A 25,460-nucleotide genomic window follows, 5' to 3' on the forward strand; every position below is an offset into this window, starting at 1 on the left:
GCAGCGGGGCAGTGTGCGGATGCGCACCTCACGGCTCGCTCGCACCTCATCTCTCCGGCCCCTGGTCGGCGGACGCCTCTCGCGCGGCGCGCGCCCCGGAGGCCAGGGCGCCCTGCACCGAACCGGTCGCCCGGTGGTCCCCGCACACGTACCTGCCCGGGCCTAGCCGAGTGCTGCGGCTGAGCGGCCAGGGCGGGAGCATCGCGGGCAACGCGCCCTCGATCGTGCGGGCCGCGACCTGATGCCAGTCGCTCGTGTCGGTGCCGTACAGATCGGCCAGACGCCGGAGCACCGTCCGCCCCCTGTCGGGCGGGTCCGTGCCCAGTACGGAGGTGGAGACCAGTGCGGTGCCGGGCGGAGCGTAGGTGGGCGCGACCTCGCTGAGGACGCAGGTGTTGAGAACCGCTCCGCTGCTGTCCACCATCAGGGTCGGCTCGGCCATCGGTGCCCTGTCGGTGGCGTGGTAGTAGGTGGTCACGGTGCGGGTGGCCGGGACGGTCAGGCCCGGCAGCAGGCGGGCCGCGGTCGCCGGTTCCGTCGCCACCACCACGACCCGGGCCGGCACCTCGGTCCCGTCCCCGAGCAGGACCCCGGCGTCCGTGATCTCGGCTACGGGCGTACCGAGGCGCAGGACGCCGTCGGGCAGGCCGTCGGCGAGCCGGGCGGGCACGGCGCCGATGCCCTCCGCCGGCAGGCACAGCGATCCGCGGACCATGCTGCGCCAGACCAGGTGGAAGAACCGGGCCGAGGTCTCCAGCCGGTCCTCCAGGAAGACGCCGGACAGGAACGGCCGCAGGATGTCGGAGATCACGGCGTCCGACAGCCCCGCTCTGGACAGGGCCGCCGAGGTGGGGCGATCCGGGCGCCTTCTGGTGGTGGACACGGGCAGAACGGCGTCCCGTGCGGTGAGTGCCGCCAGCGCGCCCAGATTACGGGCCGACAGGATCCGGCCCGGCAGGAGAGCCCCTGCCGCGCCGGGTTCCCTGGTCGGATCGGTGAGGCGGACCAGTCCGGTCGACGTATGCGCGATCACACCGGCGGTGAACGGCCGCAGGCGCAGGCTCCTCAGGTCGAGGCGCCGCTTCACCTGCGGATACGAGGTGTTGAACACCTGGAAACCCCGGTCGAGGAGGAACCCGTCCCGCCGGTCCGTGCGCATCCGGCCGCCCACACCGTCGGACGCCTCCAGCAGGGCCACCCGCCATCCGGCCCGGCACAGATCCAGGGCGCACGCCAGGCCGGCCAGACCTGCACCGACGACGACTGCGTCCGGTGCCCGGCGATGTTCGTCGCTCATACGTCTCCTCGGTCGACGCCGTACACGTGGCCCCCGGAGAAGCCGTCCGCCCGGCCTCCGTCTCGGCCAGTACCCGCAACCGCCCGGCACAGACCGGTGCCGGAACGCGGCGCCCGCACCCGTCGGCCGGGCGTGGCCACCTGTCCAGCGGACCACGTCCCCCGGCCGACACCCAGGCGCCACGACCGAGAGCCCCCGGACGACAACACCCCACGAGAACTACGCCGACACCAACGGCTCCAGAGCGGCGACCGCTTCGGCGAGCCCCGACGGACGCGCCAGACCCGCGACCGTCTGTCCCGCCCAGCCGGGGCCCAGGGTCAGCACGACCGGCCTGCGACGGGCACCGCGCACTCCCCACTCCATCGCGGCCACGTGCTGGGCCAGCGGCCGGCTGGCGGTGGTGCGCGACTGTGCCCACAGTCCCACGGCGGCCGGCCCGGTCCTGCGCACCGCCGCGACGAGCGACTCGACCGGCAGGGCACCGCCGAACATCCGCACCGGAACACCTCGCTCCGTCAGTGCCGCGGACAGGACCTCCAACGGCAGGGTGTGGTTCTCCCCCGGCACGCAGGCGAGCACCGTGGTGGCGCCGGGACGGTCCGCGACCGTGCGGGGCGCGACGCGGCGAAGCGCCCCGGAGACGTGCCAGGACAGGAAGTGCTCGACCTCGACGTACTTCTCGCCCGACCTCTCCCACTTGCGGCCGACGGCCTGGAGCGTCGGCACGATCACCTCGGTCCAGGCGGCGACCAGTCCGTGTTCGGTGATGGCGGCGAGCAGCAGTTCGTCCAGGACGGCGGCGTCCAGGCGCAGGGCGGCCCTGGCGATTCCCCTGCACTCCTGACGTACATCGCCCAGTCGCAGGCCGCTCCCCGCCCGGCTCCGGCGCACGGGCGACGACGCCGGTGGTGGCCCGGCGGCGCTTCGAGACGGAACCGCCGGCGGCTCCTCGCTGCGCGCCAGCCGTGCCGCCTCGGCCGGTGGCAGCCCGGTCGCCGTCAGCGCGCACATCCGTTCCAACCTCGCCACGTCCGCAGCCGTCCAGCGCCGGTGCCGGCCGTCCGTGTGGGCGTCCGGCCCGAGCCCGTACCGGCGATCCCACGTGCGGACCGTCGTGGGCGCCACCCCCAGTCGCCGCGCCACCTCTCCGGTGGTCAGCCCGCCTTCCTGCCGGTCGCCGTCGCCGTCGCCGAGCCGGTCCTCGCCGCTTTCCCTCTGTGTGCTCACGCCTCCACCGTACGACGCACAAACGACGCATGTTGCCTGCGTCGTTTCAGCCTGGAAAAACTGGAGCGGAGCGCACGGCAGCCGCGCAGGGCGGACCGCGGACCCGCCGTTCGGCGGACGGCTCGTTCCGTCCCCGTACGACGCACGGCAGGAGGCACGGCCATGAACACGGACACACGACGGACCGCGACGCTCGTCCCGCCCGTGGAGGAAACGCGGCACGAGGAGGAACTGGCTCGTTGCCTCGCCTGCGCCGACGAGGAAGCGTTCGCGGTCATCTACCGCCGCTGGGGATCACTCGTGCACACGATGGCCACCCGGTCCCTCGGTGACACGCACGAGGCCGAGGACGTGACCCAGCAGGTCTTTGTCGGAGCCTGGCGCGGTCGGCACGGCTTCCGTCCCGAGCGGGGCGCGCTCGGCGCGTGGCTGGTCGGGATCACGCGCCGCAAGATCGTCGACGCGCTGGCGGCCAGGACACGGCGTCTGGCCCTGGTCGAATCGGCTGCTCAGGACGCGACACCGGCCCGGTTCGTCCAGCGGGCACCGGACGAGCTTCTCGACCGGGTGCTGCTCGTGGAGGCCCTGTCCCGGTTGCCGCACGCTCAGCGGGAGGTGCTGTGCCTGGCCTTCTACGAGGATCTGACGCAGGCCCAGATCGCCGAGCGCACCGGTGTCCCCCTGGGCACGGTGAAGAGCCACGCCCGTCGCGGCCTGCATCGGTTGCGCACGGCCCTCGACCGGGCCGACGTGCACGGCACGGACATCTGACCGGGACGGAGCAGCGACGCCCCGGGCGCATCCACGGCACCGCCCACCGGCGAAACCCACCCCGTCCTCACAGACGCCCCCATAACGCGGGGGTGCGGGAAACGGTCCGACCAGGTTGAAGAGCTCGCGGGCTGCGTATCGCTCGAGGCACCGGACGATCTCACGGCGAGTCTTGCCCTCCTGGGTGCGGCGTTCCTAGTACGCCTGGGTGCGGGGGAGGCGTGGCGTAGCCGGGTGAGGGCGATGCGGTGCAGGGCGGTATTGGCCTGGCGGTCGCCGCCGTGGTTGAGCCAGAGCGTTCTTTGCCGGCCGGAGGATTACTCGATGGGGCTGACTCCGCAAAGGGCCGCAAAGGACGCCTCGCTCTTCATCCGCTCGGGGTCGTCCCCCATAGTGACCAGGACACGCCGACGCACATCCCGCGGAGTCATCTACGCAGATCGGCATCCAGGAGTACTCCGGATACACGCCCCTCACCCGCGAAGCGTTCTCTCACGCCTTCACCCTCACCGACGGCCACCTCCACCCCGGAGAACCTCCGGCATCGGCATCGGCGTCGACCTCGACCTGGACCTCGCGGCCGCCCACCCCTACCGAGCCGCATACCCCCGTGGACCGCCTCCAGGACGGAACCCCGCACGACCGGTGACCCGCCTACCGCCACACCACGGAAATCGACGACCCCGCGATGCGGCCCCGGCCATGCCGGGGACTGGACTGCGAACTGTCCGGCCCGTGCCCCGAAGACCAGGTCGTCCAGGCGGATAGGAAGCGAAGCAGGCGACGGTGAGCCCTTGCGGGTCCGTGTGGCACGACGGGAAGCGGCGATGAGGCGAGTGCGGAGCTCACCGCCCCTCACCGCTGCCACTTGCCGTGATGCCCGGGCCCCTTCCGGATGATGGACGGCGCCCTTCCATTCACGCCGACACCCCGTAGGGTGTCCGGTGCAGCTGGTTCGCCCCGTCCGCCAGGCGGGATGCGTCGCAAGAGGGAACCCGGTGGAAATCCGGGACTGCCCCGCAGCGGTGAGCGGGAACGACCGCCGTCATACGCACTGGGTCCGACGTACCGGACCTGGGAAGCGACGGCCAGTAGGGATCCTCCGTCACGGAGGGCGTGCCCGTGAGTCCGAAGACCTGCCACCTGCCCGCGTGCGGACCGATCCGTACGCGGACATCCCGGTGGCCTCGAGGGCGGGTCGGCGTACATACCAGGCGGATGTTCCTGCCTTGCTGCGCAGCGACGGTCCCGCCCGGTGTGTCACTCCTTCGCGTTCTCGTCCCGTCTCCGGGATCTCAGGGATTCATCTCGCGAAGGAGATCTCCGTGACAGCGAAGTCCGCAGCCGCGGCAGCACGGGCCACCGTGTACGGCTACCCCCGCCAGGGTCAGAACCGGGAACTGAAGAAGGCCGTCGAGGGCTACTGGAAGGGCCGCGTCACCGCCGACGCCCTCCGGGAGACCACAGCCGAGCTGCGCCGAAGCAACTGGCGGCAGCTCGCCGACGCGGGCGTCCACGAGGTGCCCACCGGCGACTTCTCGTACTACGACCATGTCCTCGACACCACCGTCATGGTCGGCGCCGTCCCCGACCGGCACCGTGCCGCCGTCGACGCCGACGCGCTCGACGGCTACTTCGCCATGGCCCGCGGCACCCAGGAGGTCGCGCCGCTGGAGATGACCAAGTGGTTCGACACCAACTACCACTACCTCGTCCCCGAACTGGGCCCCGACACCGTCTTCACGGCGGACTCCAACAAGCAGGTCGTTGAACTGAAGGAAGTCCTCGCCCAGGGCCTCACCGGCCGGCCCGTGCTGGTCGGCCCCGTCACCTACCTCCTGCTCGCCAAGCCGGCCCCCGGCGTGCCGGCCGACTTCGAGCCGCTGACCCTGCTGGACCGTCTGCTGCCCGTGTACGCCGAGGTCCTCGCCGACCTGCGGGCGGCCGGTGCCGAGTGGGTGCAGGTCGACGAGCCCGCCCTCGTCCAGGACCGCACCCCGGCCGACCTGAACGCCTCCGAGCGCGCCTACCGCGAACTGGGGGCCCTCACCGACCGGCCGAAGCTGCTCGTCGCCTCCTACTTCGCCCGGCTGGGCGACGCACTGCCGGTGCTGGCCAAGGCCCCGGTCGAGGGCCTCGCCCTGGACTTCACCGAGGCCGCCGCCGCCAACCTGGACGCCCTCGCCGCCGTCGGCGGGCTGCCCGGCAAGCGCCTGGTCGCCGGCGTGGTCAACGGCCGAAACATCTGGATCAGCGACCTCCAGAAGTCGCTGTCCACCCTCGGCACCCTGCTCGGGCTCGCCGACCGGGTCGACGTCGCCGCCTCCTGCTCCCTGCTGCACGTGCCCCTGGACACGGCGGCCGAGCGGGACATCGATCCGCAGGTCCTGCGCTGGCTGGCCTTCGCCAAGCAGAAGACCACCGAGATCGTCACCCTCGCCAAGGGACTCGCCCAGGGCACGGACGCCATCACGGCCGAACTCGCCGCCAACCGCGCCGACCTGGCCTCCCGAGCAGCGTCACCGATCACCCGCGATCCTGCCGTCCGGGCCCGGGCCGAGGCCGTGACGGACGCCAACGCCCGCCGCTCACAGCCGTATGCCGAACGGTCCGCAGCCCAGCGCGCCCACCTGCGCCTGCCGCTGCTGCCCACGACGACCATCGGCTCGTTCCCGCAGACCACCGAACTGCGCACCGCCCGGGCCGACCTGCGGGCGGGCCGCAGCGACACGGCCGGTTACGAGGAGCGCATCAAGACCGAGATCCAGGAGGTCGTCTCCTTCCAGGAGAAGACCGGCATCGACGTCCTCGTGCACGGCGAGCCCGAACGCAACGACATGGTCCAGTACTTCGCCGAACAGCTCACCGGATACCTGGCCACGCAGAACGGCTGGGTCCAGTCCTACGGCACCCGCTACGTCCGCCCGCCGATCCTGGCCGGCGACATCTCCCGCTCCGAGCCGATGACGGTCCGCTGGACGTCCTACGCCCAGTCACTGAGCGACCGCCCGGTCAAGGGCATGCTCACCGGTCCGGTCACCATGCTCGCCTGGTCCTTCGTCCGCGACGACCAGCCACTCGGCGACACCGCCCGGCAGGTCGCCCTCGCCCTGCGCGACGAGGTGAACGACCTGGAGGCGGCCGGCACCTCGGTCATCCAGGTCGACGAGCCCGCCCTGCGCGAGACCCTGCCGCTGCGCACCGCGGACCGTGCGGCGTATCTGACGTGGGCCACCGAGGCGTTCCGGCTCACCACCGCCGGCGTGCGGCCGGACACCCAGATCCACACCCACATGTGCTACGCCGAGTTCGGCGACATCGTGCAGGCCATCGACGACCTCGACGCCGACGTCATCAGCCTGGAGGCCGCCCGCTCCCACATGCAGGTGGCCAGGGAACTCGCCGCCCACGGCTACCCGCGCGAGGCCGGTCCGGGCGTCTACGACATCCACTCCCCACGCGTGCCGAGCGCTGAGGAGGCTGCAGAACTGCTGCGCACCGGCCTGAAGGCGATCCCCGCCGAACGGCTCTGGGTGAACCCCGACTGCGGTTTGAAGACCCGCGCCTGGCCCGAGACCCGCGCCTCCCTGGAGAACCTGGTCGCCGCCGCCCGCGCTGTCCGCGGTGAGCTGTCCGCCTCCTGACCGAGGAACGCGGTGGGCCGGGACACCACAAGCGTCCCGGCCCCGTCCCACAGCACCGCCATGACCAAGGTGCGCCCCAGCCTCCGTCCGCCCGTCGGCCGGGCGGAGACAGCGGTACCTCACCGCGGGCCTCGGCGCGGCACCCCTCCGGCCGGCCCGCAGTCACCGCACTTCGAGCCGTTCGGCGCACGGTAGTAGAGGCAGCAACTCCGACGGCGGAACGCGAAGTCGGAGCGGGTGAGTACACCGATGCCCGCCAGGCGTCCGGTGTTCGGCAGCGCGGTAGTGAGGTCGGCGAGCGGTCCGCGTTCGGCGGGACGGAGTGCGTACAGGGCGTGGGCCGCCCCGGCACGTACGGTCACGAGGCCGTACGCCGTCGGCGCGGCGGCGTGATGGCGTACAGGTCGAGGATGTCCGGCAACGGTGCCACGCCGGGCCCGCCCGCGCGTGCCCACGCGGCGATGTCCTCGGTCGCGTCCGGGTCGTTGACCAGCCCCAGCCAAACCGGCCGGGCACCGGCGGCGCGGCCTTTCGCGGAGGGTTGTACGACGATGACGTTGGCGTGGTCGCAGACGTCGAGGCAGTCGGAGACGCGTACCGGTGCCACGGCGCGCAGGCGTTCGGTCTGGGCCGTGTGGTCCACGCCGGTCACCTTGGGGCTGCCACAGCAGCAGTCGCGGCACACGACGATGCGGCAAGGCACCGTGGCGGTGGCCGTTGCGGCCCTCGTGTCGTCTGTCGTTCGTCCGGTCGGCGTTGCGGGCATGCGGTGCCGTCCCTCTCTCCGGGGAGATCCGCCCCGGTGGTCCGTCGAGGAGGCGACCGCGTGAGTCTCCTGGCTCTCGGGTCGATGCTCGTACCGGCCTTCCCACCCGCTGCCGGGCAGTGGCCTGTCGGGACGCGCTCGCCGATCACAGTGGCGGGACCGCGCCGGATTCACACCGGCTTCCTCGTTCCGCCGTCGCCCTGTCGCCCGCCATCCTCCCATCCCGGAGTGCCGTGCCCCCAGTGCCGCCGTCAGTCCGTTTCCTGGGAGTGCGGGGCCGTGGCGGGCGGATGGGTCGGACGGTCCCGCCCGCCGTCCCGGCCGGACACCACCATGTCTGACGTCATCAGGGGCCTCCCGGGCACGGGCCACCGCGGCAACGGTGTGCACGTGTCGTGAGGCAACGAGTCCGGCTGATGGGGCAGTGTTCCCCTGAGGCGTTTTCTGGCCAGAGCCGTCACGGCAACTGGACGGGGACACACCTGGTTTCTGCTTTGTTCGTGGCTGCCGACGTCCCTCAGGGCAGGTTCGTGAACAGGCAGTCCCAGCGTTCGCCGAGTTCCCTGAGTGCGTAGGCCGGCGGGTTCCCGCCCGTCCTGTCGTTCAGGTCTGCCATTTCGGCGAAGAAGCCGTCCAGCGCAGGTGAGGTGATGAACAAGAAGCGCACCTCGACCGACCCTTCGTTGTACGGCCGGTGCACTGCTCCCCGCGGGACGACGGCGTACTCCCCCGGACCCAGCGTGATGGTCCGCCCCTCCACGTCCAGGCTCAGTTCGCCTTCGAGCACACGGAACGCTTCTTCATGCTCTCGGTGCACATGCGGCGACGGCCCGGGCGCACCAGCCCGATGAGAGTACTCGATCACCGAATAGGCGCCTCCGGTCACACCTCCAGCGATCTTCACCGTCATGGGCGGACCGGTCGGGCCCCGAAACTGCTGCCCTTGCCGCGCCGCTATGACCGTGGGATCACTCATCTCATCACCGTCCTCGTCTCTCAGAGGGCTGCTACCGTCCTCACAGCGCGCTGACCGGTGTGCCCACCGCCAGTCAGGGCTCCTCCGAGGGGAGCCAGGCGCCGTGCAGGCCGAGTGGGACACGGACCGGGATGCGGACGCGGGCGACCGGGCCTGTGGCGGGGTCCTCGGCGGGGAAGGCGAGGAACCAGCTCGTGCCGTCGGTGCGGTCAGTGGCGAAGGTCATCCAGTAGCCGTGATCGTCCGCGGTCGCGTTCCGGCCTGGTTCCGGAGCGAAGACGGGCTCCCCGACGGCAAGGCTTTCCGCGTCCCAGAGCTGGGCCGCGCCTGTGTCGACGTCGTACCAGCGGATGGCGTCGTACTCGCCGGACAGCAGATCAGTGCGCCCGGTTCCGGTGGCGAGAGCGGTGTGACGGTGGCGACGGCCGATGCGACGGTCGTCGATGCGCGGGAATTCGACCCGGGCATCGTCCAGGACCGTGCGGGCCATTCGGCCGCCCGCGGGGTCTATCCGGGCGCGTACCAGGCGTGCGGTCACCGGGTCCGACTCGTTTCGGGTACTCGGGCCGACGGTGAGCCGGTTCCACTCGACGTAGTCGAGTACGACGGGGGCCTGCGGTCCGGAGCCGTCGTCGTAGGCATTGACCGAATGCCACATCCAGAAGGCGTCTTCGTGGGCCCACACCGGTGCTCCGCCGTCTCGCGGGACGAGCGCCACCCGGGTGCCACGTTCCGGCCTCCAGGCGAGAAACGACCCGCCGGCCATCGCGGCGTCGACATCGAAGTATGCCGGGGCCAGGACAAGAACCACGTAGCGCGCGGTGAGGGCCATGTCGTGAATCATCAGCGGCTCGTCCACCCCGGTCACGGGCGTCGGCCCACGAGTCACCTTTCCGTCGGGACCGATGACGGACCAGGTCAGGTAAGGCGGCTCCAGGGCATAGCAGAAGACGACCATCTCACCCGTGAGCGGGTCGATCTTGGGGTGTGCGGTGATCCCTGCCGGCAGAGCACCGTCGAAATCCTCCCGGCCGAGTGTTTCAAGTGAGCAGTCGACGCGATAGGGGCACGCCGCCTCGGCCAGCGCCAGCATCCGGCCGGCATGACGGACCACATTGATGTCCGGCAGGTCCTTGAAGGTCTCGGCGAGCCCCGGCCCCACCTCGTCGGCACTCGGCATGATCATTGACTCCAGGCCACCCCACAGTGCGTGCCCGGCCTTCTCTTCGACTACGAGTGCCGGCGTACGGACGAAGCGGTTGAGGTAATCGGCGCGACCATCGGAAATTCGCACAGCGTGCAGCATTCCGTCCCCGTCGAGCGGGTAGAGGTAGGAGCCGATCGGTGTGAAGCGGGGATTGGGCCCGTTGCGGACGTACATGCCGTCCAGCTCGGTAGGCAGTTCGCCTGTGACCTCAAGATCGGCCACGTCGACCTCTTCGCTGACCGGCGCGAACGAGCCCAGCAAGTGCGGGACGCGAGTGGCGTCGAAGCGGGTCGTTGCATGTGCATTCACAGTGCCTCCCAGAGGATCGCGCCGGTGTCCCGAGTCGGCGCAGGACTGCACTCCCTCCAGTGAAACGCGCCACCGACGGAACGGCGAGTCCGACCTCATCTTCTTTTGTCCTGCTGTCGCCGTTGACGTGCAGCTCGCGTCGGCTGGCACGCACTCTCACACGGGGGGGGGGACGAGCGCGTGCGATTGCAAATCAGGCACCCGGGAAAGTCACGTCCCTACGGAGTGCACGGGCCGCCGACCGCATCGTGCGCACCATCGCGTGCTCTCTCACACAGAAGCCGCACCGGAGTGCTCCGGTGGCGGCTTCGCTCTCACGGTCCGTGCAGAGATCCCGTCAGGACGGACCCGGTGGGGCCTCGCCATATCGCCCTCGTGTCACACCGCAATCACCAACTGGTCGGACTGTCCCGGACCAAGACGCTCCAACCTGCAATTCCCTGCCCGCGCCGGACTGCCGTAGACGCCCCTGGACGGTCTCTACAACCTGTGCCATGTGGTACCGAGGGACGGCCCCATGACGAGAACCGGGGCCTGTTCCGGCCCGTCAAAGCGGTATTGCATGCTGTCGACGTTCTTCTCACTCACCCGTTCACGCTCCCACATCTCACATTCTCTTCGTGAACGGGGGCGGACCCACTCGCCAGACCTCCCCACGTGTCCGCCGCCGGCCGCAGATCCTCCACATCCGGCTTCACGTACCAGCGCTTCGTGGTCCGCGCGTCGGCGTGACCGGCCCACCGGGCGAGGAGATGGTCCGGGACCCCATGGTTCGCCAGGTACGTCAGGCAGCTCGCACGGGCGTCGTAGAGACGGACCCGGCGCAGCCCGCTGCGGTCCATGACCTTGTAGGCCCGCTCACGCAGCTGACGTCCGTTGAGCGCCCTGCCCCCAGCGTCCACAAGAACGTAGCCGCTGATTTCGTACCCGTGCCCGGCCGCTGTCTTCTCGTCTGCCTGAACATCCCGGAACGCGGTCAAAGCAGCCACAACCGGAGCCGGCAGAGGAAGCTGCCGCTCACCAGCGAGCGACTTGGCGTCCTTCTCCACCACGATGTCGTTCCCCATGACCGTCCGGGTGTTGGTGATGGAGACCGTGGCTTCGTCCAGGTCGACGTCCGCCCTGCGCATGCCACAGATCTCCGCCGGCCGAAGACCCATCAGAGCCAGGAGGAAGGGCGCCTGCAGGCGGTCACCTGCGATCGCACGAACGAAGGCGCGTACTTCCGTGACGCTCCACGGCGGCACTGCGGCGCTGGCCCTGCGCTCTGCCATGCGCGCCTTACGGGGAACGGTCACCTCACGAGCAACGTTCACCCGGACCAGGCCCCGTGTCACTGCCCGGTCAAGCGCCTCCTTCAGCCGAGCCAGCGTCATCTCGACCGAGGTCGCCCCCAGGCCGGTGCCCGGCCTCCCTCCCCGCCCACGCCCCTCCTGGAGCGCCCATCGCATCCATGCCGTCACATGGTCCTCGGTGAGGTCCTGGAGCCTGATGTGCCCGAGCCTTCCGCGGACCCGGGCCAGGGTCATGGTGTAGCTGTAGGCAGTACTCTCTTCCAGGTCTTCTGCCTTCATGGACAGCCACTGATCGAGCCACTCGTCCACCGTGACCTGACTGAGCGGTGCCCGCGCTGCCCCCTAACGACGATGCACGATGCTCGCGTACTCCGCCTTCGCCTCCCTCAACGTCCCGAAGGTACGCGTCAGCTGCTTACGCTTCCCGGTAACCGGATCAGGGCCTGCATCGACCACAAACCGGTACCGGACCCTCCCCTTGCTATCCGGAACGAGCTTCTTGATGGGGTCGGACAGGACTACTCACTCTCCTAGAGGGTCTCGACTCCTCTTGACCCACACGGATCCAACGCCGAGCCCAGGGAACATGAACTCCCTCAAGGGTCGCCATCATCGCCGGTTTGGCCAACCGGCGATCAACGTCTATGTTGCGCCCGATACCGCCCAGACGATGGTCGGCGGCCTGGCCGCCGGAGAGTGTCCGGTCACCACACCCTCCTGTCAGTCGACCATTTCGACCACGCCGCCGTAGGCAACGTGTCTTCGCTCAGCTGAACATGCCTTTCGTCTCCCCGGCCCGTTCAAGGGGAGGGGAGGCGGGATGGCGGCTGACGGCGCGAGACGAACGGCGTTGGCCTCGTCCGCGTGCGGCAGCTCCGCCACGAAGTCCGCATGACGAGTCGGACGACGGCTACAGCGTCCCGAAGAGCACCACCGACTGTGAAGCTGCGCCGGATGCAAGAGCGGCCTGCGGAGGAGTTATCGAGACCACGCACCGTGCAACGAGGGACCGCAAAAAGCGGACGGCCCTCGGATTCACCGCATCGGCCCTCGCCAGACAAAGTCGTCGTCGGTCTCCGATCCCGCCTCCCCTTGGCCCCGGGGTTGCACGTCGAACACATCGGACACCGGCCGCCGGGGAGTCCGAGGCCCTTTGGGGCCGTATCCCAGTCGCAGCAGCATCTGCGGGTGGCCGGCACCGGATATCGGATCGCGCAGGAGCCATCGTAGGTCGGGGCGTTCGAGGGGTTGTGTGGCGAGGGAAGCGACCAGACCTTCGGCTGTGGCCAGCAGCAGGACACCTTCCATGGCCTGGCCGGCCCGCAGCCAGTCCTCCGGGCGGTCGTGCGTCGTGCTGACGAAGGCCAGCTGGGGTGCCGCTTCGAAGACCGCGGTGCCCCGTCCCGCCACGCGGCGTGTGCCCGCGAAGTCCCGCAGGGGCGCCCGGCCCCCGCTTCTGACGGGGCCGAAAGCGTAGTCCGGGACGCCGTCGTCCGTACAGTTCACAGACGGAGCGTCGGTGCGGGTCCACTCCGCCAGTTCCCGTTCGGACGCGCGGTCCGTGAGACCGCGTGCCTCGGCCTCCCGCACGAGATCCAGCACATGCTGTAGATGCCAGGGGGCGGGGAAGGTCAGGATGGCGCCTTCGCGACGGGCGGCCTCGACCAGCTCGCGGCGCAGGTCGTCGGGGATGCGCTTCTCCTCGAACGGGAAACGGCTGCTGTGCCGCTCGATGATGGCCGGGTGCAGCGCGGCGAGGTCGCTGTCGTCGTCTCCCGGGCCGGTCAGCCGCACGGTCGCGAGGAGCGCCGGATCTTCGGGGCGGGGCACCAGCCGCGTTTGCGCGTGCCGGCCGTCGTGGGCCACTGCTACCCGCAGGTTCAGCAGGGCGGCGCCGCAGCCGATGTGCAGGCCACGGGCGCGTGGGTCGGAGTACGGCATGGCGCGGTCGAAGTCGGCGTACAGCTCGAACGTCCGCGTCTGACGCACGTAGCGGAAACGCCACGGTTGCGCGTTGTGCATCGAGGGCGCGGCGACAGCGTCACCGACCAGACTGATCACGTGTTCGTCGGATGGTGGTCGAACGTTCACCGGTATCCATCTCCTCAGTCCGTTAGTCACCGGGCGAGACCTGGCTAAGCACCCGGCCGCCGTTGCCTCCGCGGGTGCGACTGGCGCCGCCACCGTCGCTGCCTGTGGGCCGCGTCGCGGAAGCGCTGTCACGGCCCGCTCGGCTGTTCGGCCGCCAGGTCGGGCTCGAGCGCCGGCCGGTGGCGGGGCCCGGCCAGCTCGCAGCGGACCTCGACCACGCCCTCGACCGAGCGCACCAGCCGTTCGACCAGCGGGACGACCGACGTGTCGCGGACCCGTCCGGCCAGTGTGACCACGCCCTCATGGACCTCGACCCGGACCGGACCGATACCGTCCGGAAGGCGGCCGCCGACGACCTCGTGCCGGACCTCCTCAGCAATCTCCAGGTCGGGCCGGAGGAAGACCCTGAGCAGATCGCCACGACTCACGATCCCCCGCAACACGCCGTCGGTGTCGACGACGGGGAGGCGTTTGACTTCACGCCGCGCCATGACGCGGGCAGCCCCGGCCAGGGGTTCGTGGGGACCCACCGTGATGGCGGGGGACGTCATCAGGTCCGTCGCGGTACCCCCTCGTGCCTTGTCGTGGGCCGGGACGGGCCCGGTCCTCGGGTGCACGTCCTGGTCGCTGTCGCGGAACTCCTCCTTGCGCAGCAGGTCGGCTTCGGAGACGACGCCGACCACCCGGTTCCCCTCGTCGATGACGGGGAGCGCACTGATCCGCTGCGTCCGCAGGGTCCGCACGATGTCCTTGAACCCCGCCCCGGCGGCCAGCGCCACGACGGAACGGGTCATGACGTCACTCACGGTGTATACGGAGCCGTACATCGCTTCCTCCCGCGCATATGGCGGCGTTCTCACATGTCCAGAGTCAGCCCTGTCGCCTGGGCCGGCATGGGCCGAACGGTCCGTTCCACGGGGCCGTCCTTCCCGCTCCGCCGAGGGCGGCACGATCGGTCGGGCTGTTGTGACCCGCGCCTGCCACCGCCGACAAGTCGCGTCTGTTCCGTCGCTCGACGGACCGGAGGGTGGTCAGTACGCGGAAGCGCCCCGTTGCCGGAACACCTTACGTTCGCCTGACTTCAGCGCGGGGTCGGGTACCGGCGTGTCCCGCAGGGGGAACGGGATGCCGAGTTGCCGGTACTTCGGTGCTCCGAGCTTGTGAAACGGCAGAACGTCGGCGGGTTCGACGCCGTGCAGCCCTGCGACGAACCGGGCCAGGCCGTCCACTGCCTTCAGGTCGTCGGTCCACCCCGGCACCAGCACGTACCGGATCCACATGCGCGTGCTGAGCCGGTCCAGGCGCCTGGCGAACTCCAGGGTGGGGGCGAGGTCGCCGCCGGTCAGTGCGTGGTAGACGTCGGCGTCGAAGGACTTGATGTCCAGCAGCACGAGGTCGGTGTCCCCGATGAGGGCGTCGTCGGCTCGGGCGCCGAGGAATCCGGACGTGTCGAGGGCCGTGTGCAGCCCGCATTCCTTGCAGCGGCGCCGGGACGGCCGCCGTGAAGGCCGGCTGGAGCAGGGACTCTCGCACTGACAGTCACGCCTCCCCCGGCCGTCATGACGAAAGCGCGGTACTCGCCGTGCCCGGGCTTGCTGCTGCCGCCGTCGCGCGTTCATCACGTGTCCCTCACTCGCTGGGCCCCTCACCGTCCCGGCCGCGTCCTCGGCCGCGTCCTCGGAGTGCCGGCCGGCGCACCTCCACGTTCCGGCCGGCCCGAGGCGTCGGGACGTACGGCTCCCTCACCGCCCCGGTGCACCCTGCTGGGGAGCCGTCACCGCCGGGATCGGTCGGTCGACGGAAGGGCCGACCGGCCCCCTCTCCGGGACCGGCCGGCCTCGCACCGGAGCGGTCGGTGGAGGACGCTGGAAACGGCACACCGTGCTCGAACCGGCACACAGTCCTCCGAGCCGAGGAGCGGGCGTCATGGTCCGATACGTGTACGACTTCACCGACGGCGGGCGTGAGCTGGCCGGTCTGCTCGGCGGCAAGGGCGCCAACCTGGCCGAGATGGTCCGGCTCGGTCTGCCGGTCCCTCCGGGCTTCACTCTCACCACCGAGGCGTGCCGGGCGTATCTGGAGACCGGCGCGGAGCCCGCCGGTCTCGCCCGCGAGGTCTCCGCGCACCTGGCCGAGATGGAGAAGGCTGCCGGGCGGCGGCTGGGACAGCGGGACGACCCGCTGCTCGTGTCCGTGCGGTCAGGTGCCCGGTTCTCCATGCCCGGCATGATGGAGACGATCCTCGACGTCGGGCTGAACGACGACTCCGTGGCGGGCCTGGCGAAGGCGTCCGGCAGCGAGCGGTTCGCCTGGGACTCCTACCGTCGACTCGTACAGATGTTCGGCAGTACGGTGATGGGTGTCGATGCCTCGCTCTTCGAGGCGTCGCTGGAGCGGTTGAAGGAGCTGCGGGGCGTCCCGGACGACATGCACCTCGACGCCGCTGACCTGTCCGGGCTCGTGGAGGCGTACAAGGAGCTGATCCGCCGCGAGACCGGCGAGGACTTCCCGCAGTCCCCGGCTTACCAGCTGCGGCGGGCGGTCCTGGCCGTCTTCGACTCCTGGAACAGCGAACGGGCGCGACTGTACCGGCACCGCGAGCACATCCCGGACGATCTCGGTACCGCTGTCAACGTACAGCGCATGGCCTTCGGCAATCTCGGGGCCGACTCCGGCAGCGGCGTCGCCTTCACCCGCGACCCGGCCACCGGACGGCGCGGACTGTACGGCGACTACCTGCCCGACGCGCAGGGCGAGGACGTCGTCGCCGGTATCCGCAACACCGTCCCCCTGGCCGAGCTGGAGCACCTGGACCCGCACTCCTACGGGCAGCTCCGGGCGCACATGCGAGCCCTTGAGCAGCACTACCGCGACCTGTGCGACATCGAGTTCACCATCGAGCGCGGGAAGCTGTGGATGCTGCAGACCCGGGTGGGCAAGCGCACCGCCGAGGCGGCGTTCACCATCGCCGCCGCGCTGGCGGACGAGGGCCTCATCAGCGCGGACGATGCCCTCGCGCGAGTGAGCGGGGAGGGACTGGCCCGGTTGATGTTCCCCCGCTTCGACGCCTCCGCGACGGGTGACCCGCTCACGCGCGGCCTGCCGGCCTCGCCGGGTGCCGCGGTCGGTACGGCCGTCTTCGACTCCGCGGAGGCGGTACGACGCCACGCCGCCGGTGAGCCGGTGGTTCTGGTGCGCCAGGAGACCAACCCGGACGATCTGCCGGGCATGGTCGCCGCCCGGGCGGTGCTGACCAGCCGTGGCGGCAAGACCTCGCACGCGGCCGTGGTCGCACGCGGCATGGGCAAGGTCTGCGTCTGCGGCGCCGACGACCTCGTCGTGGACACCCGGGGCCGACGGCTCACCACCGGCGACGGCACCGTCGTCGGGGAGGGCACCGTCCTGTCCGTGGACGGCTCCGCGGGCACGGTGTACGCCGGCGCGGTGCCCCTCGTCGACTCCGCCGTGATGCGCCGCCTGGAGAACGGTACGGCCGACGGCGCCGACGAGGATTCGGGCGCGGTGGTCGACGCCGTCACCCGCGCTCTGGACCGCGCGGACACGGTGCGGCGGCTGGAGGTCAGGGCCAACGCCGACACTCTCGAGGACGCCGCGCGCGCCCGTCGGTTCGGCGCCCAGGGCATCGGCTTGTGCCGCACCGAGCACATGTTCCTGGGCGAGCGGCGCCGACTGGTCGAGCGGATGATCCTGGCGCAAACCGACGCGGAACGCGACCGGGCGCTCGACGCCCTGCTGCCGCTGCAACGATCGGACTTCACGGGCATCCTCACGGCGATGGACGGGCTGCCGGTCACCATCCGCCTCCTCGATCCGCCGCTGCACGAGTTCCTGCCCGACCGCCTCGCCCTCGCCACCCGCCTCGCCGCCGCCGAGGCCCGTGGCGAGGGCGTGAATAGGCACGACGCTGAGTTGCTGGACGCCGTCAACCGCATGCACGAGGAGAATCCGATGCTCGGGCTACGAGGCGTCCGTCTCGGCCTGGTGGTTCCCGGACTGGTTGCCATGCAGGTCCGGGCGATCGCAGAGGCAGCCGTGGAGCGTGTCCGGGCGGGTGGCAACCCCCGGGCGGAAATCATGGTACCGCTCGTCGGCGACGTCACCGAGTTCCGGCTGGTACGCGAGGAGGTGGAGCGTATCCTGGCCGAGGTGTCCGCAACGTCAGGCGTCCCGGTGGCCTGCCCCGTCGGCACCATGATCGAACTTCCGCGGGCGGCGCTCACCGCCGGCCCGATCGCCGAGGTCGCGGAGTTCTTCTCCTTCGGCACCAACGACCTCACCCAGACCACTTGGGGTTTCTCCCGCGACGATGTCGAGGTGGCCTTCTTCTCCGCCTACCTCGACAAGGGCGTCTTCGCCGCCTCCCCCTTCGAGACGATCGACCGCGAGGGTGTCGGACGGCTGGTGGAGATCGCCGTCGCCGAGGGCCGGGCCGCTCGCCCCGCCCTGGAGACAGGCGTATGCGGAGAACACGGCGGAGACCCGGAGTCGGTGCACTTCTTCCACAGCGCCGGTCTCGACTACGTCTCCTGTTCACCGTTCCGGGTCCCGGTGGCACGGCTGGAGGCCGGGCGGGCCGCGCTGGGCGGGGCCGGGGCGAGAGACAGCAGATGAACCGGCCACGCCGTCGCGGCCCTATCGGGACGGCATCCCGCCGGCGATGGACAGCCCTGTGCGGCTGTGCGTCGCCAGCGTCTTCCGGACCCAGTCGAAAGAGACTTCCCCGGTGCACGTGAGGGCCGAACGGCCGGTGATCGGGCCCGGACAGCCCATGGCTTACGGCTCCGGACAGGACGAGCCTGGAATCAGGGAAGGACGCGCCACCCGGTTCACGTCCGGGACGCAGGCACCGCTGAACGCTGCCTGGCCGCGTGCCCCGAGAAGTAGGGAGCGCAACGATGACCTCCACCACCACACTGACCGGGGGCCTCCCGGTCGAACATCGTGAACGACTGATGCGAGTCGCGCGCGAGGTGTCCTACGTGGCAGGCGCGCGACTGTTCGAAGAGGGCGGTCGTGCCGACAGGTTCTGGATCGTCCGCACCGGCACCGTCACCCTCGACCTCCGTGTCCCAGGCCGCCGGGCCGCCGTCATCGAGTCGCTGGGCCACGGGGAACTGGTCGGCTGGTCCTGGCACTTCCCGCCCTACCTGTGGCATCTGGGTGCCGAGGCGATGACCCCGGTACGGGCCTGGGAGTTCGACGCCGAGCCCGTCCGTGCCCTGTGCGCCCAGGATCCGGTGTTCGGCCGCGCGGCCGCCACCTGGGTCGGCAACGTCGTCGCCCACCGGCTGCACGCCGCCCGGATCCGGCTGCTCGACCTGTACGGCCCCCACGGGAGCGGAAGCCTCCTGTGACCCAGCCGTCGCGCACCCCCGAGAGGAGGAACACCATGCTGTACGGCAGCCCGCGCGTCGTGAGTGATGTCATGACGCACACCGTCGTGGCCGTGGGCCGCGACGCACCGTTCAAGGACATCGTCACGCTCATGCAGCAGTGGAAGGTCAGTGCCCTGCCCGTGCTGGCGGGTGAGGGCCGTGTCATCGGCGTCGTCTCGGAGGCCGACCTGCTGCCCAAGGAGGAGTTCCGCGACAGCGACCCGGACCGGTTCACCCAGATGCGCCGCCTGGCCGACCTGGCCAAGGCGGGCGGACTGACGGCAGCCGACGTGATGTCCGCGCCAGCCGTCACCGTCCACCCCGACGCCACGCTGGCGGAGGCGGCCCGCATCATGGCTCAGCGAAGGGTCAAGCGCCTGCCGGTGGTCAATTCCGAGGGGCTGCTGGAGGGCGTCGTGAGCCGAGGCGACCTGCTGCGCGTCTTCCTGCGCTCGGACGAGGAGATCGCCGAGGAGGTAGACCGGGAGATCGTGCCGTTCCTCTTCCCGGCTCCCTCCCAGCCTGTCCGGGTGGCCGTCTCCGACGGCGTGGTCACGCTCGCCGGTCCGTTCTGTGACGCCTCCCTTGTCCCCGTCGCCATCCGACTGGTCCGCGCCGTGGAGGGTGTCGTCGACGTCGAGTGCCGGGTCGAGCGCGACGGACCCCGTGAGACCGTCGCAGCTACTCAGCCTTGACAAGACCAGTTGCGGTGTGCGCGGCCGGACGCATGCAGCGTCCGGCCGCGCACACCCGTACTCGATAGGCGGTGCACGCCGACCGGCCGGCCTTCGCCAACGCCGCTCAAGGTGAAACGGGCACTCCGCACATGGATCGTCCGCCCAGGAGTTCGCGTCCGGTAACCAGTTCGGGCTCGATGCGGACGAAGACCTCGTCCGGCCAGGCCACCCACGAACGAGGGCCGACCCTCTTCATCCGGTCGTGATCGGTGGAGTCGGTCACCACGGAAGCGAGCCCGGTGACGACGACGCTCCAGCCCGTGTGCGCCGCCGCATCGACCTCGTCCCCCTCGAAAGCGACGACGGCCCCGTCGACGGCGCGGACCATCTCGGACGACGCCGAGGTACGCAACAGCACGGCGCCGTCCGGCTCCAGCAGGAAATTGACCGGTAGCACGGCCGGCAGAGCGTCGCGTGTGAAGACGACACGGCCCACGTCGGCCTGCGACAGCCGCCTCAGGCACTCCTGTCGGCTCAGTTCCCGGAACCCGTCGTTGCGGTACATCCGCCCGCCGTCTCTCGCTTGTGGGTCTCGTGCTGGACGGGCCGTGTCACACCGTTTTGGGTGCGACGACTTCCCGACGCGGACCGCCGAGGACCACCTTCAGTGCTCCGGTGTCCGCGGCACCGGCGAAAACCTCGTACGCCTCCTCCATGCGCTCCAGCGAGAAGGTGTGGGTCACCAACTGGGCGGCGGGAAGCCGTCCGGATGCCGCCATGCGCAGCAGAGTTGGCGTGGAGCGGGTGTCGACCAGGCCGGTGGTGATCGTGACGTTCTTGATCCACAGGTCTTCCAGGTGCAGGGTCGACGGCCTGCCGTGCACGCCGACGTTGGCGACGTGCCCGCCCGGGCGCACCATGCGGGTGCACATCTCGAACGTCTCCGGTATGCCCACGGCCTCGATGACGACGTCGGCGCCGAGTCCCCCGGTCAGGTCGGCGACCAGTTGCTCCGGGGTCTCCCGGGCGTCGGCCACCGCGTCGGCACCGAGTTTCCTGGCGGCCTCCAGCCGAGCGCCGGCCAGGTCCACGGCGACGATGCGCTCGGGCGCGAACAGCCGTGCCGTGGCCACGGCGGCCAGTCCGATGGGCCCGGCGCCCACCACGACGACCGTGTCCCCGGGGCGGACGCTCCCGTTGAGCACTCCCACCTCGTAGGCCGTCGGGAAGATGTCGGCCAGCAGTACGGCGTCCTGGTCGGTGACCGCACCAGGCAGGGGGTGCACGGAGAGGTCCGCATAGGGAACACGTACGTACTCCGCCTGTGTGCCGTCGATCAGGTGGCCGAGGATCCAGCCCCCTCCGCCGAGGCACTGACCGTACACGCCCTCACGGCAGTAGCGGCACCTTCCGCAGGCGGTGATGCAGGACACCAGGACGCGGTCTCCCGGACGTACGGTGCGCACGTCCGTGCCGACCTCGACGATCTCGCCGACCGCCTCGTGGCCGAGGACGGTGCCGGGGCGCACCTCAGGAACGTCCCCTTTCAGGATGTGCAGGTCCGTCCCGCAGATGGTGACGGCGTCGACCCGGACCACGGCGTCGGTGGGCTCCTTGAGGTCCGGGTCGGGTATGTCCTCCCACGCGGACCGGCCCGGCCCGTGGAACACGTAACCCTTCATCGCGATGCTCACCCTCTCTGCGCTCGGGAGCATCCGGAGCCTCGCTGACCAGCCTCCGCCGGGCGAGCCCTCGACCGTCGGTAGGACGGGGATTGCTCCACAACTCCAGACTCTCCCTGGGGTTCGCGTACGCGCTTGGGCCGGTCGGCCCTCGTGCCCCGCCTGTCGGCCCCGGCCTGGGACCGGCGCGCGTACCACTTCCCAGTGGCCGGCCGCAACCGGACGTGCACCGGCCCCGTCGGCCTCCGCGCAGGGCCGGTCGGCCCGGCTGGTCGGGACCGATTGCCTCTGCCCCGCCCGGTGAGCGCGCGATGCAATGACAGTGCAGGCGGTGGCAATCGCCACCACCGACCCACCGCAAGCCAGGAGGTGCGTCATGCGCTCCGTGAGCCGTACGGAAGCCGATCGGCACCCGCCTCGCGGCATCGAGCGGCTGGACCTCCTCCGGCCCCGCACCCCGTGGCCGGATGCACCGAACGGGCCAATACCGACGTGGCCCGCCGACGGACCGCGCGAGGAGCAAGTGGTGGTGCCCGCCGGTCGGACGCACCTGACCGCAGGGCTCTCTCTGCCCGCCACGACCCGCGTCGTGCTGTCCATCGCCCACAGTGCCGGAGGCGGTCGCCCCGGTTCGTGGTACGAGTACACCGCCCCACGCCTCCACCGCGCCGGAATCGGCACTCTGTTGCTCGGCCTGCTGACCGAGGAGGAGCGCAGTGACCGGCACAAGCTCTTCGACGTGGTGCTGCTGGCCCGGCGCCTGGAAACAACGACCCAGTGGCTGCGCCGGGAGACCGGACTGCCCGTGGGCTACGTCGGGAGCGAAGCGGGTGCGCCTGCCGCGTTGCGGGCGGCGGCGGCCGATGACGAGATCCGAGCCGTCGTCTCCCTGGGCGGCCGACCGGAGCTGGCCGGCCCTGCGGCACTGGCCCGGGTACAGGCGCCGACCCTGTTCGTGGTCGGCGGCCTCGACCCTCAGGGCGCGGGCCTCTGCCGGCTCGCTGCCGACTGGATGAACTGTCGGCACCACGTCACGGTGGTGCCCGGCGCCACGGGCGTCCTGGCGGGTCCCGGTGCCGCAGAGACCCTCGCGGATCTGATCCGCGACTGGTTCACGACCGGCCGGGAGTGAAGGCCGCAGCACAGCATCCGGCACTTCCCTGACGGTGGACCTCACTCGGTGTGGCGGTCAGCACCGGCGTGGCGTTCCAGGTGTCCCGAAGGAGCTCTGGCACCTGGAACGTCGCACACGCGCCGTTGTTCGTGCTACCGCCACGCCTCCCGACCTGTGGCAAGCTCCTCCACCAAACCGGCGGCCCACGCCTTCTTTCGAGGGTCGGTCTGCTGCTCACGTGCTGTCTCCTCAGCGGAGGCGGCGCAGATAGGGGTCCTGCGGGCGGCACGGCAGCAGGCGTGCACGGGCGTCCAGAACCGTGAGGCCACCGGATGTCGCGAGGACCGGGTTGAAGTCGGCCTCGGCCAGCTGCGGCAGGTCCTCGGCCATCCGGGAGAGGCGGTGGAGAAGTTGCTCCAGGCCGTCGAGGTCGACGGGGTCCGAGCCGACCGAGCCGAAGAGCAGCGGAGCGCAGCGCGGTGAGGTGATCAGGTCGTGCACGTCCAGGTCGGTGAGCGGGGCGAGCCGGGCCGCCCGATCGGAGAACATCTCCGTGGCGGTGCCGCCCAGTCCGAACACGACCAGCGGTCCGAAGACCTGGTCCTGGACGACACCGGCAAGCAGTTCGGTGCCGCGTTCCGCCAGCGGTTGCACGACGGCCCCGGTCATCAGTCCGTCGAAGCGTGTCCGGAGGTCCCGGTAAGCGCCCCTTACCTGGGATTCACCCCGCAGATCGAGACGAACGGCACGCTGCGCGCTCTTGTGCACCAGTCCCGCCCAGTACGCCTTCAGGACGACCCGGCCGTCCGGGCCGCCCAGACGCTCTGCGGCACATACGGCGTCATCCTCGGTCTCCGCCCAGGCCCATGGGGACTGGGAGATGCCCTAGCTGCTCAGGAGTTCGGCGCACGTCCGCGGTCCGAGCCAGCCGCCGTCCGGGTGTGCGGTGAGCCAGTCGTCGGCCAGGGCGTGCGCACGTTGGGCGTCGATGCCGTCCGGGACCCGCCTGGTGCCGGGCGGGCGGGCCAGCCAGGCGGTCCGGCGGGCAGCGTGGGCCAGCGCGCGTGCCACCGCGTGCGGTTCGGCGTAGGAGGGGATCGCTCCGCCTTCTGAGGCCGGCAGCAGGCGCACGGGCACGTCCTGCTCCAGGCGGACCAGGACGACGGGGATGCGCCGTCTGCCGGGGCCCTGGGTGACGGCTCGTACCAGGTCGTCACCGGTCGCGGCGGCCACGGCCGTGGGGACGAGAGCGACCACGACGGCGTCGACAACGCGGTGGGCGATGAGCCGGTCGAGGCAATCGCGCAGCTCGTCCTCGGCGACAGCGGCGGTGACGTCCACCGGGTTGCCGACGGCGGCCCCGTCGGGCAGCACGGCAAGCAGGTCCTGGACCAGTTCGGGGGTGGGGGTGGGCAGGATGAGCCCCGCCTCGGCACACGCGTCCGCGGCCAGTACGCCGGCTCCGCCCGCGTTGGTGACGACGGCGACCCTGGTCCCGGCTGGCAGAGGCTGGGCGTGGAACAGGGCTGCCGTCTCCAGCAGTTCGCCGATGGAGCGGGTCGCGGTGATGCCGGCCTGGGTGAACAGCGCCTGTCTGGTCAGGGTGCCGGTGGCCGCGGCGGCACTGTGGGACGCGGCGGCACGACGGCCCACGTCGGTGCGGCCGGCGTCGACGGTCAGCAACGGCATCCGGCGGGTGACCCGCCGGGCGGTGCGGGAGAAGGCCCGCGGATTGCCGAAGGACTCCAGGTGCAGCAGGGCGAGATCGGTGACGCCGTCGTTCTCCCACCACTGGAGCAGATCGTTGCCGCTGACGTCGTACTTGTCGCCGAGCGAGGCGAACGTCGACACCCCGATACCCAGGCGGGACAGCCCGTCGAGCAAGGCGATGCCGACACCACCGGACTGAACGGCGATACCCGCGGTCCCGCGGCTCGGATGTGCGGCGGCGAAGGTCGCGTCCATCCGCAGCGCCGGGTCGGTGTTGGCGGCACCGAGGCAGTTCGGGCCGACGAGGCGCATACCGTGGGTGCGGCACACGGTGAGCAGCGCCCGTGCCTGAGCGGGGTCAAGACCCGCCGATACGACCACCAGGGCACGTGCGCCCGCCTTCCCGGAGTCCTCCGCCACGCTCGGCACGGCGGCGGCCGGGGTGGCGATCACGACGAGGTCGGGCGGGACGGGCAGCGCCGTGACCGCGGGATACGACGGAACGCCGAGAAGTGCGTGGGCATGCGGGTTCACGGCGAACAACCGGCCGGTGAAGTTGCCGGTACGCAGATGGCGAAGCACGGCGCGTCCCACGGAGCCGGGCCGTCGACCGGCCCCGACGACGGCGACCGTCTGCGGTCTGAACAGGGGCTCCATGCTGGCCACGTCCGCGGTGCGCCCGCGATTCTCCACCGCCCTCAGATAGGTGTCGCCCTGGTCGAGCGCGATGGTGCAGCGTGTCTCGGGCCCGTCCATGCGGCGGGTGACGCGCAGCCCGAGGTCGGTGAACAGACGGAGCACTTCCCGGTTCTCGCTGAGGGCGTCGGCCACGAAACACGTGAGGCCGTCGGCCCGGGCGGCGGACGCCAGGTGCTCGACGAGCAGGGTGCCCACGCCGTGGTGATGCAAGCGGTCCGCGACGGCGACGGCCAGCTCGGCCGATCCCCGCTCCTCCCCTTCGTAGTACTCGGCGAGGCCGATGATCCGACCGCGCAGCTCGGCCACCAGTGCCCGGTGGCCTGGGCGTGGCGGCGCACAGGCATGGTCTGCGGCGACGGCGGCGGAGTGCGGACTCACGGCGAAGAAGCGCATCCGCAGGTTCTCGGGTGACATCTCCTCGTAGAGCCGATGGAGTTGATCGTGGTCCTCAGGTTCCACGGCGCGGATACGGACGGTGATGCCGTCCGACAACAGGGCGTGGATCGCGGGACGCCCCAGGTCATCCGTCATCGGTCTCTCCTCTCTCCTGGGCCGGGTTGCGTCGACCGGTCCCCCGTCGCTCCATCGCTCTGGTG

At 70.9% G+C, this 25,460-nt stretch carries 18 protein-coding genes, 4 pseudogenes and 2 riboswitches; of the genes and pseudogenes, 8 read left to right on the forward strand and 14 right to left on the reverse strand.

Translation table 11 applies throughout. The features are described 5' to 3' along the window. Positions 1-46 precede the first annotated feature (46 nt). Both Sco07f_RS36915 and Sco07f_RS36920 read right to left on the reverse strand, forming a co-directional pair. Positions 47-1,297, reverse strand: a complete 1,251-nt coding sequence (locus tag Sco07f_RS36915) for an NAD(P)/FAD-dependent oxidoreductase (protein WP_087788990.1) — start codon at positions 1,295-1,297, stop codon at positions 47-49. A gap of 219 nt (positions 1,298-1,516) precedes the next feature. Further along, complete coding sequence (locus tag Sco07f_RS36920; protein ID WP_087788991.1) at positions 1,517-2,527, reverse strand: MerR family transcriptional regulator; 1,011 nt, start codon at positions 2,525-2,527, stop codon at positions 1,517-1,519. A gap of 162 nt (positions 2,528-2,689) precedes the next feature. Here Sco07f_RS36920 and Sco07f_RS36925 point away from each other — a divergent pair, with 162 nt between their 5' ends. The 3 genes and pseudogenes from Sco07f_RS36925 (at position 2,690) to metE (ending at position 6,942) form a co-directional block, all read left to right on the forward strand. Then, complete coding sequence (locus Sco07f_RS36925; protein WP_087788992.1) at positions 2,690-3,298, forward strand: sigma-70 family RNA polymerase sigma factor; 609 nt, start codon at positions 2,690-2,692, stop codon at positions 3,296-3,298. Between the two features lie 442 nt (positions 3,299-3,740). Beyond that, positions 3,741-3,947, forward strand: a pseudogene (locus tag Sco07f_RS40945) (bifunctional D-altronate/D-mannonate dehydratase); the annotation flags it as partial. A gap of 285 nt (positions 3,948-4,232) precedes the next feature. After that, positions 4,233-4,456, forward strand: a riboswitch (cobalamin riboswitch). A gap of 167 nt (positions 4,457-4,623) precedes the next feature. Continuing rightward, positions 4,624-6,942 (forward strand): 5-methyltetrahydropteroyltriglutamate--homocysteine S-methyltransferase, encoded by a 2,319-nt coding sequence (gene metE, locus Sco07f_RS36940; protein WP_108990484.1) that lies wholly within the window; start codon positions 4,624-4,626, stop codon positions 6,940-6,942. A 119-nt stretch (positions 6,943-7,061) separates the two neighbouring features. On the opposite strand, the pseudogene Sco07f_RS36945 reads toward metE, so the two are convergent. The 6 genes and pseudogenes from Sco07f_RS36945 to Sco07f_RS40955 all read right to left on the reverse strand — a co-directional run. Further along, positions 7,062-7,289, reverse strand: a pseudogene (locus Sco07f_RS36945) ((2Fe-2S)-binding protein); the annotation flags it as partial. Between the two features lie 11 nt (positions 7,290-7,300). Then, positions 7,301-7,708, reverse strand: a complete 408-nt coding sequence (locus Sco07f_RS36950) for a (2Fe-2S) ferredoxin domain-containing protein (protein ID WP_203602367.1) — start codon at positions 7,706-7,708, stop codon at positions 7,301-7,303. A 62-nt stretch (positions 7,709-7,770) separates the two neighbouring features. After that, a riboswitch (cobalamin riboswitch) is annotated at positions 7,771-7,894 on the reverse strand. A gap of 331 nt (positions 7,895-8,225) precedes the next feature. Next, positions 8,226-8,684 (reverse strand): cupin domain-containing protein, encoded by a 459-nt coding sequence (locus tag Sco07f_RS36955; protein WP_108990485.1) that lies wholly within the window; start codon positions 8,682-8,684, stop codon positions 8,226-8,228. A gap of 73 nt (positions 8,685-8,757) precedes the next feature. Continuing rightward, positions 8,758-10,200, reverse strand: coding sequence for a carotenoid oxygenase family protein (locus tag Sco07f_RS36960; protein WP_244942234.1), 1,443 nt, complete (start codon positions 10,198-10,200; stop codon positions 8,758-8,760). 584 nt (positions 10,201-10,784) lie between these two features. After that, positions 10,785-11,804: a tyrosine-type recombinase/integrase gene (locus Sco07f_RS36965; RefSeq protein WP_244942235.1), complete on the reverse strand. Its 1,020-nt coding sequence runs from the start codon at positions 11,802-11,804 to the stop codon at positions 10,785-10,787. Between the two features lie 33 nt (positions 11,805-11,837). Then, positions 11,838-12,011, reverse strand: coding sequence for an Arm DNA-binding domain-containing protein (locus Sco07f_RS40955; protein ID WP_501207505.1), 174 nt, complete (start codon positions 12,009-12,011; stop codon positions 11,838-11,840). Positions 12,012-12,081: 70 nt separating this feature from the next. Here Sco07f_RS40955 and Sco07f_RS39930 point away from each other — a divergent pair, with 70 nt between their 5' ends. After that, on the forward strand, positions 12,082-12,246 hold the full coding sequence (locus Sco07f_RS39930; protein WP_159107040.1) for a hypothetical protein: 165 nt from the start codon (positions 12,082-12,084) through the stop codon (positions 12,244-12,246). Positions 12,247-12,530: 284 nt separating this feature from the next. Here the strand turns inward: Sco07f_RS39930 and Sco07f_RS36970 are convergent, their stop codons facing one another. From Sco07f_RS36970 to Sco07f_RS36980, 3 genes and pseudogenes are all read right to left on the reverse strand, one after another. After that, positions 12,531-13,586 (reverse strand): Acg family FMN-binding oxidoreductase, encoded by a 1,056-nt coding sequence (locus Sco07f_RS36970; RefSeq protein WP_439959709.1) that lies wholly within the window; start codon positions 13,584-13,586, stop codon positions 12,531-12,533. Between the two features lie 128 nt (positions 13,587-13,714). Then, positions 13,715-14,413 carry a CBS domain-containing protein gene (locus Sco07f_RS36975; protein WP_108990486.1) on the reverse strand — a complete coding sequence of 233 codons (699 nt, stop codon included), beginning with the start codon at positions 14,411-14,413 and terminating at the stop codon, positions 13,715-13,717. Between the two features lie 204 nt (positions 14,414-14,617). Then, positions 14,618-15,165: pseudogene (locus Sco07f_RS36980) on the reverse strand (radical SAM protein); the annotation flags it as partial. 347 nt (positions 15,166-15,512) lie between these two features. Between Sco07f_RS36980 and ppdK the strand changes: the two are divergent. From ppdK to Sco07f_RS36995, 3 genes are all read left to right on the forward strand, one after another. After that, positions 15,513-18,218 carry a pyruvate, phosphate dikinase gene (gene ppdK / locus Sco07f_RS36985; RefSeq protein ID WP_108990487.1) on the forward strand — a complete coding sequence of 902 codons (2,706 nt, stop codon included), beginning with the start codon at positions 15,513-15,515 and terminating at the stop codon, positions 18,216-18,218. 284 nt (positions 18,219-18,502) lie between these two features. Further along, complete coding sequence (locus Sco07f_RS36990) at positions 18,503-18,961, forward strand: cyclic nucleotide-binding domain-containing protein (protein WP_108990488.1); 459 nt, start codon at positions 18,503-18,505, stop codon at positions 18,959-18,961. Between the two features lie 35 nt (positions 18,962-18,996). After that, positions 18,997-19,677, forward strand: a complete 681-nt coding sequence (locus tag Sco07f_RS36995; protein ID WP_174855473.1) for a CBS domain-containing protein — start codon at positions 18,997-18,999, stop codon at positions 19,675-19,677. Between the two features lie 106 nt (positions 19,678-19,783). Here the strand turns inward: Sco07f_RS36995 and Sco07f_RS37000 are convergent, their stop codons facing one another. Together Sco07f_RS37000 and Sco07f_RS37005 are read right to left on the reverse strand one after the other, a co-directional pair. Then, positions 19,784-20,224 carry a pyridoxamine 5'-phosphate oxidase family protein gene (locus tag Sco07f_RS37000; RefSeq protein ID WP_108990489.1) on the reverse strand — a complete coding sequence of 147 codons (441 nt, stop codon included), beginning with the start codon at positions 20,222-20,224 and terminating at the stop codon, positions 19,784-19,786. A gap of 46 nt (positions 20,225-20,270) precedes the next feature. After that, the gene (locus Sco07f_RS37005) at positions 20,271-21,341 is read right to left on the reverse strand and encodes a zinc-dependent alcohol dehydrogenase family protein (RefSeq protein ID WP_108990490.1); all 1,071 of its coding nucleotides are present in this window, start codon (positions 21,339-21,341) and stop codon (positions 20,271-20,273) included. 529 nt (positions 21,342-21,870) lie between these two features. Here Sco07f_RS37005 and Sco07f_RS37010 point away from each other — a divergent pair. After that, entirely contained in the window at positions 21,871-22,473 is a 603-nt protein-coding gene (locus Sco07f_RS37010) for a dienelactone hydrolase family protein (protein ID WP_159107041.1), read from the forward strand. 231 nt (positions 22,474-22,704) lie between these two features. Here Sco07f_RS37010 and Sco07f_RS37015 read toward each other — a convergent pair. Further along, a pseudogene (locus tag Sco07f_RS37015) lies at positions 22,705-25,395 on the reverse strand (bifunctional acetate--CoA ligase family protein/GNAT family N-acetyltransferase). Between the last annotated feature and the right edge of the window lie 65 nt (positions 25,396-25,460).

The organism is Streptomyces coelicoflavus (genome assembly GCF_003112555.1).
Lineage (GTDB): Bacteria > Actinomycetota > Actinomycetes > Streptomycetales > Streptomycetaceae > Streptomyces > Streptomyces coelicoflavus.

Excerpts from the sequence above, each read along its gene's own strand:
- Sco07f_RS36950 (WP_203602367.1), bottom strand. The coding sequence starts at position 7,708 with ATGCCCGCAACGCCGACCGGACGAACGACAGACGACACGAGGGCCGCA.
- Sco07f_RS36925 (WP_087788992.1), top strand. The coding sequence starts at position 2,690 with ATGAACACGGACACACGACGGACCGCGACGCTCGTCCCGCCCGTGGAG.
- Sco07f_RS36915 (WP_087788990.1), bottom strand. The coding sequence starts at position 1,297 with ATGAGCGACGAACATCGCCGGGCACCGGACGCAGTCGTCGTCGGTGCA.
- Sco07f_RS36995 (WP_174855473.1), top strand. The coding sequence starts at position 18,997 with ATGCTGTACGGCAGCCCGCGCGTCGTGAGTGATGTCATGACGCACACC.
- Sco07f_RS36990 (WP_108990488.1), top strand. The coding sequence starts at position 18,503 with ATGACCTCCACCACCACACTGACCGGGGGCCTCCCGGTCGAACATCGT.
- ppdK (WP_108990487.1), top strand. The coding sequence starts at position 15,513 with ATGGTCCGATACGTGTACGACTTCACCGACGGCGGGCGTGAGCTGGCC.
- Sco07f_RS37005 (WP_108990490.1), bottom strand. The coding sequence starts at position 21,341 with ATGAAGGGTTACGTGTTCCACGGGCCGGGCCGGTCCGCGTGGGAGGAC.
- Sco07f_RS39930 (WP_159107040.1), top strand. The coding sequence starts at position 12,082 with ATGAACTCCCTCAAGGGTCGCCATCATCGCCGGTTTGGCCAACCGGCG.
- Sco07f_RS37000 (WP_108990489.1), bottom strand. The coding sequence starts at position 20,224 with ATGTACCGCAACGACGGGTTCCGGGAACTGAGCCGACAGGAGTGCCTG.
- Sco07f_RS36955 (WP_108990485.1), bottom strand. The coding sequence starts at position 8,684 with ATGAGTGATCCCACGGTCATAGCGGCGCGGCAAGGGCAGCAGTTTCGG.
- Sco07f_RS36975 (WP_108990486.1), bottom strand. The coding sequence starts at position 14,413 with ATGTACGGCTCCGTATACACCGTGAGTGACGTCATGACCCGTTCCGTC.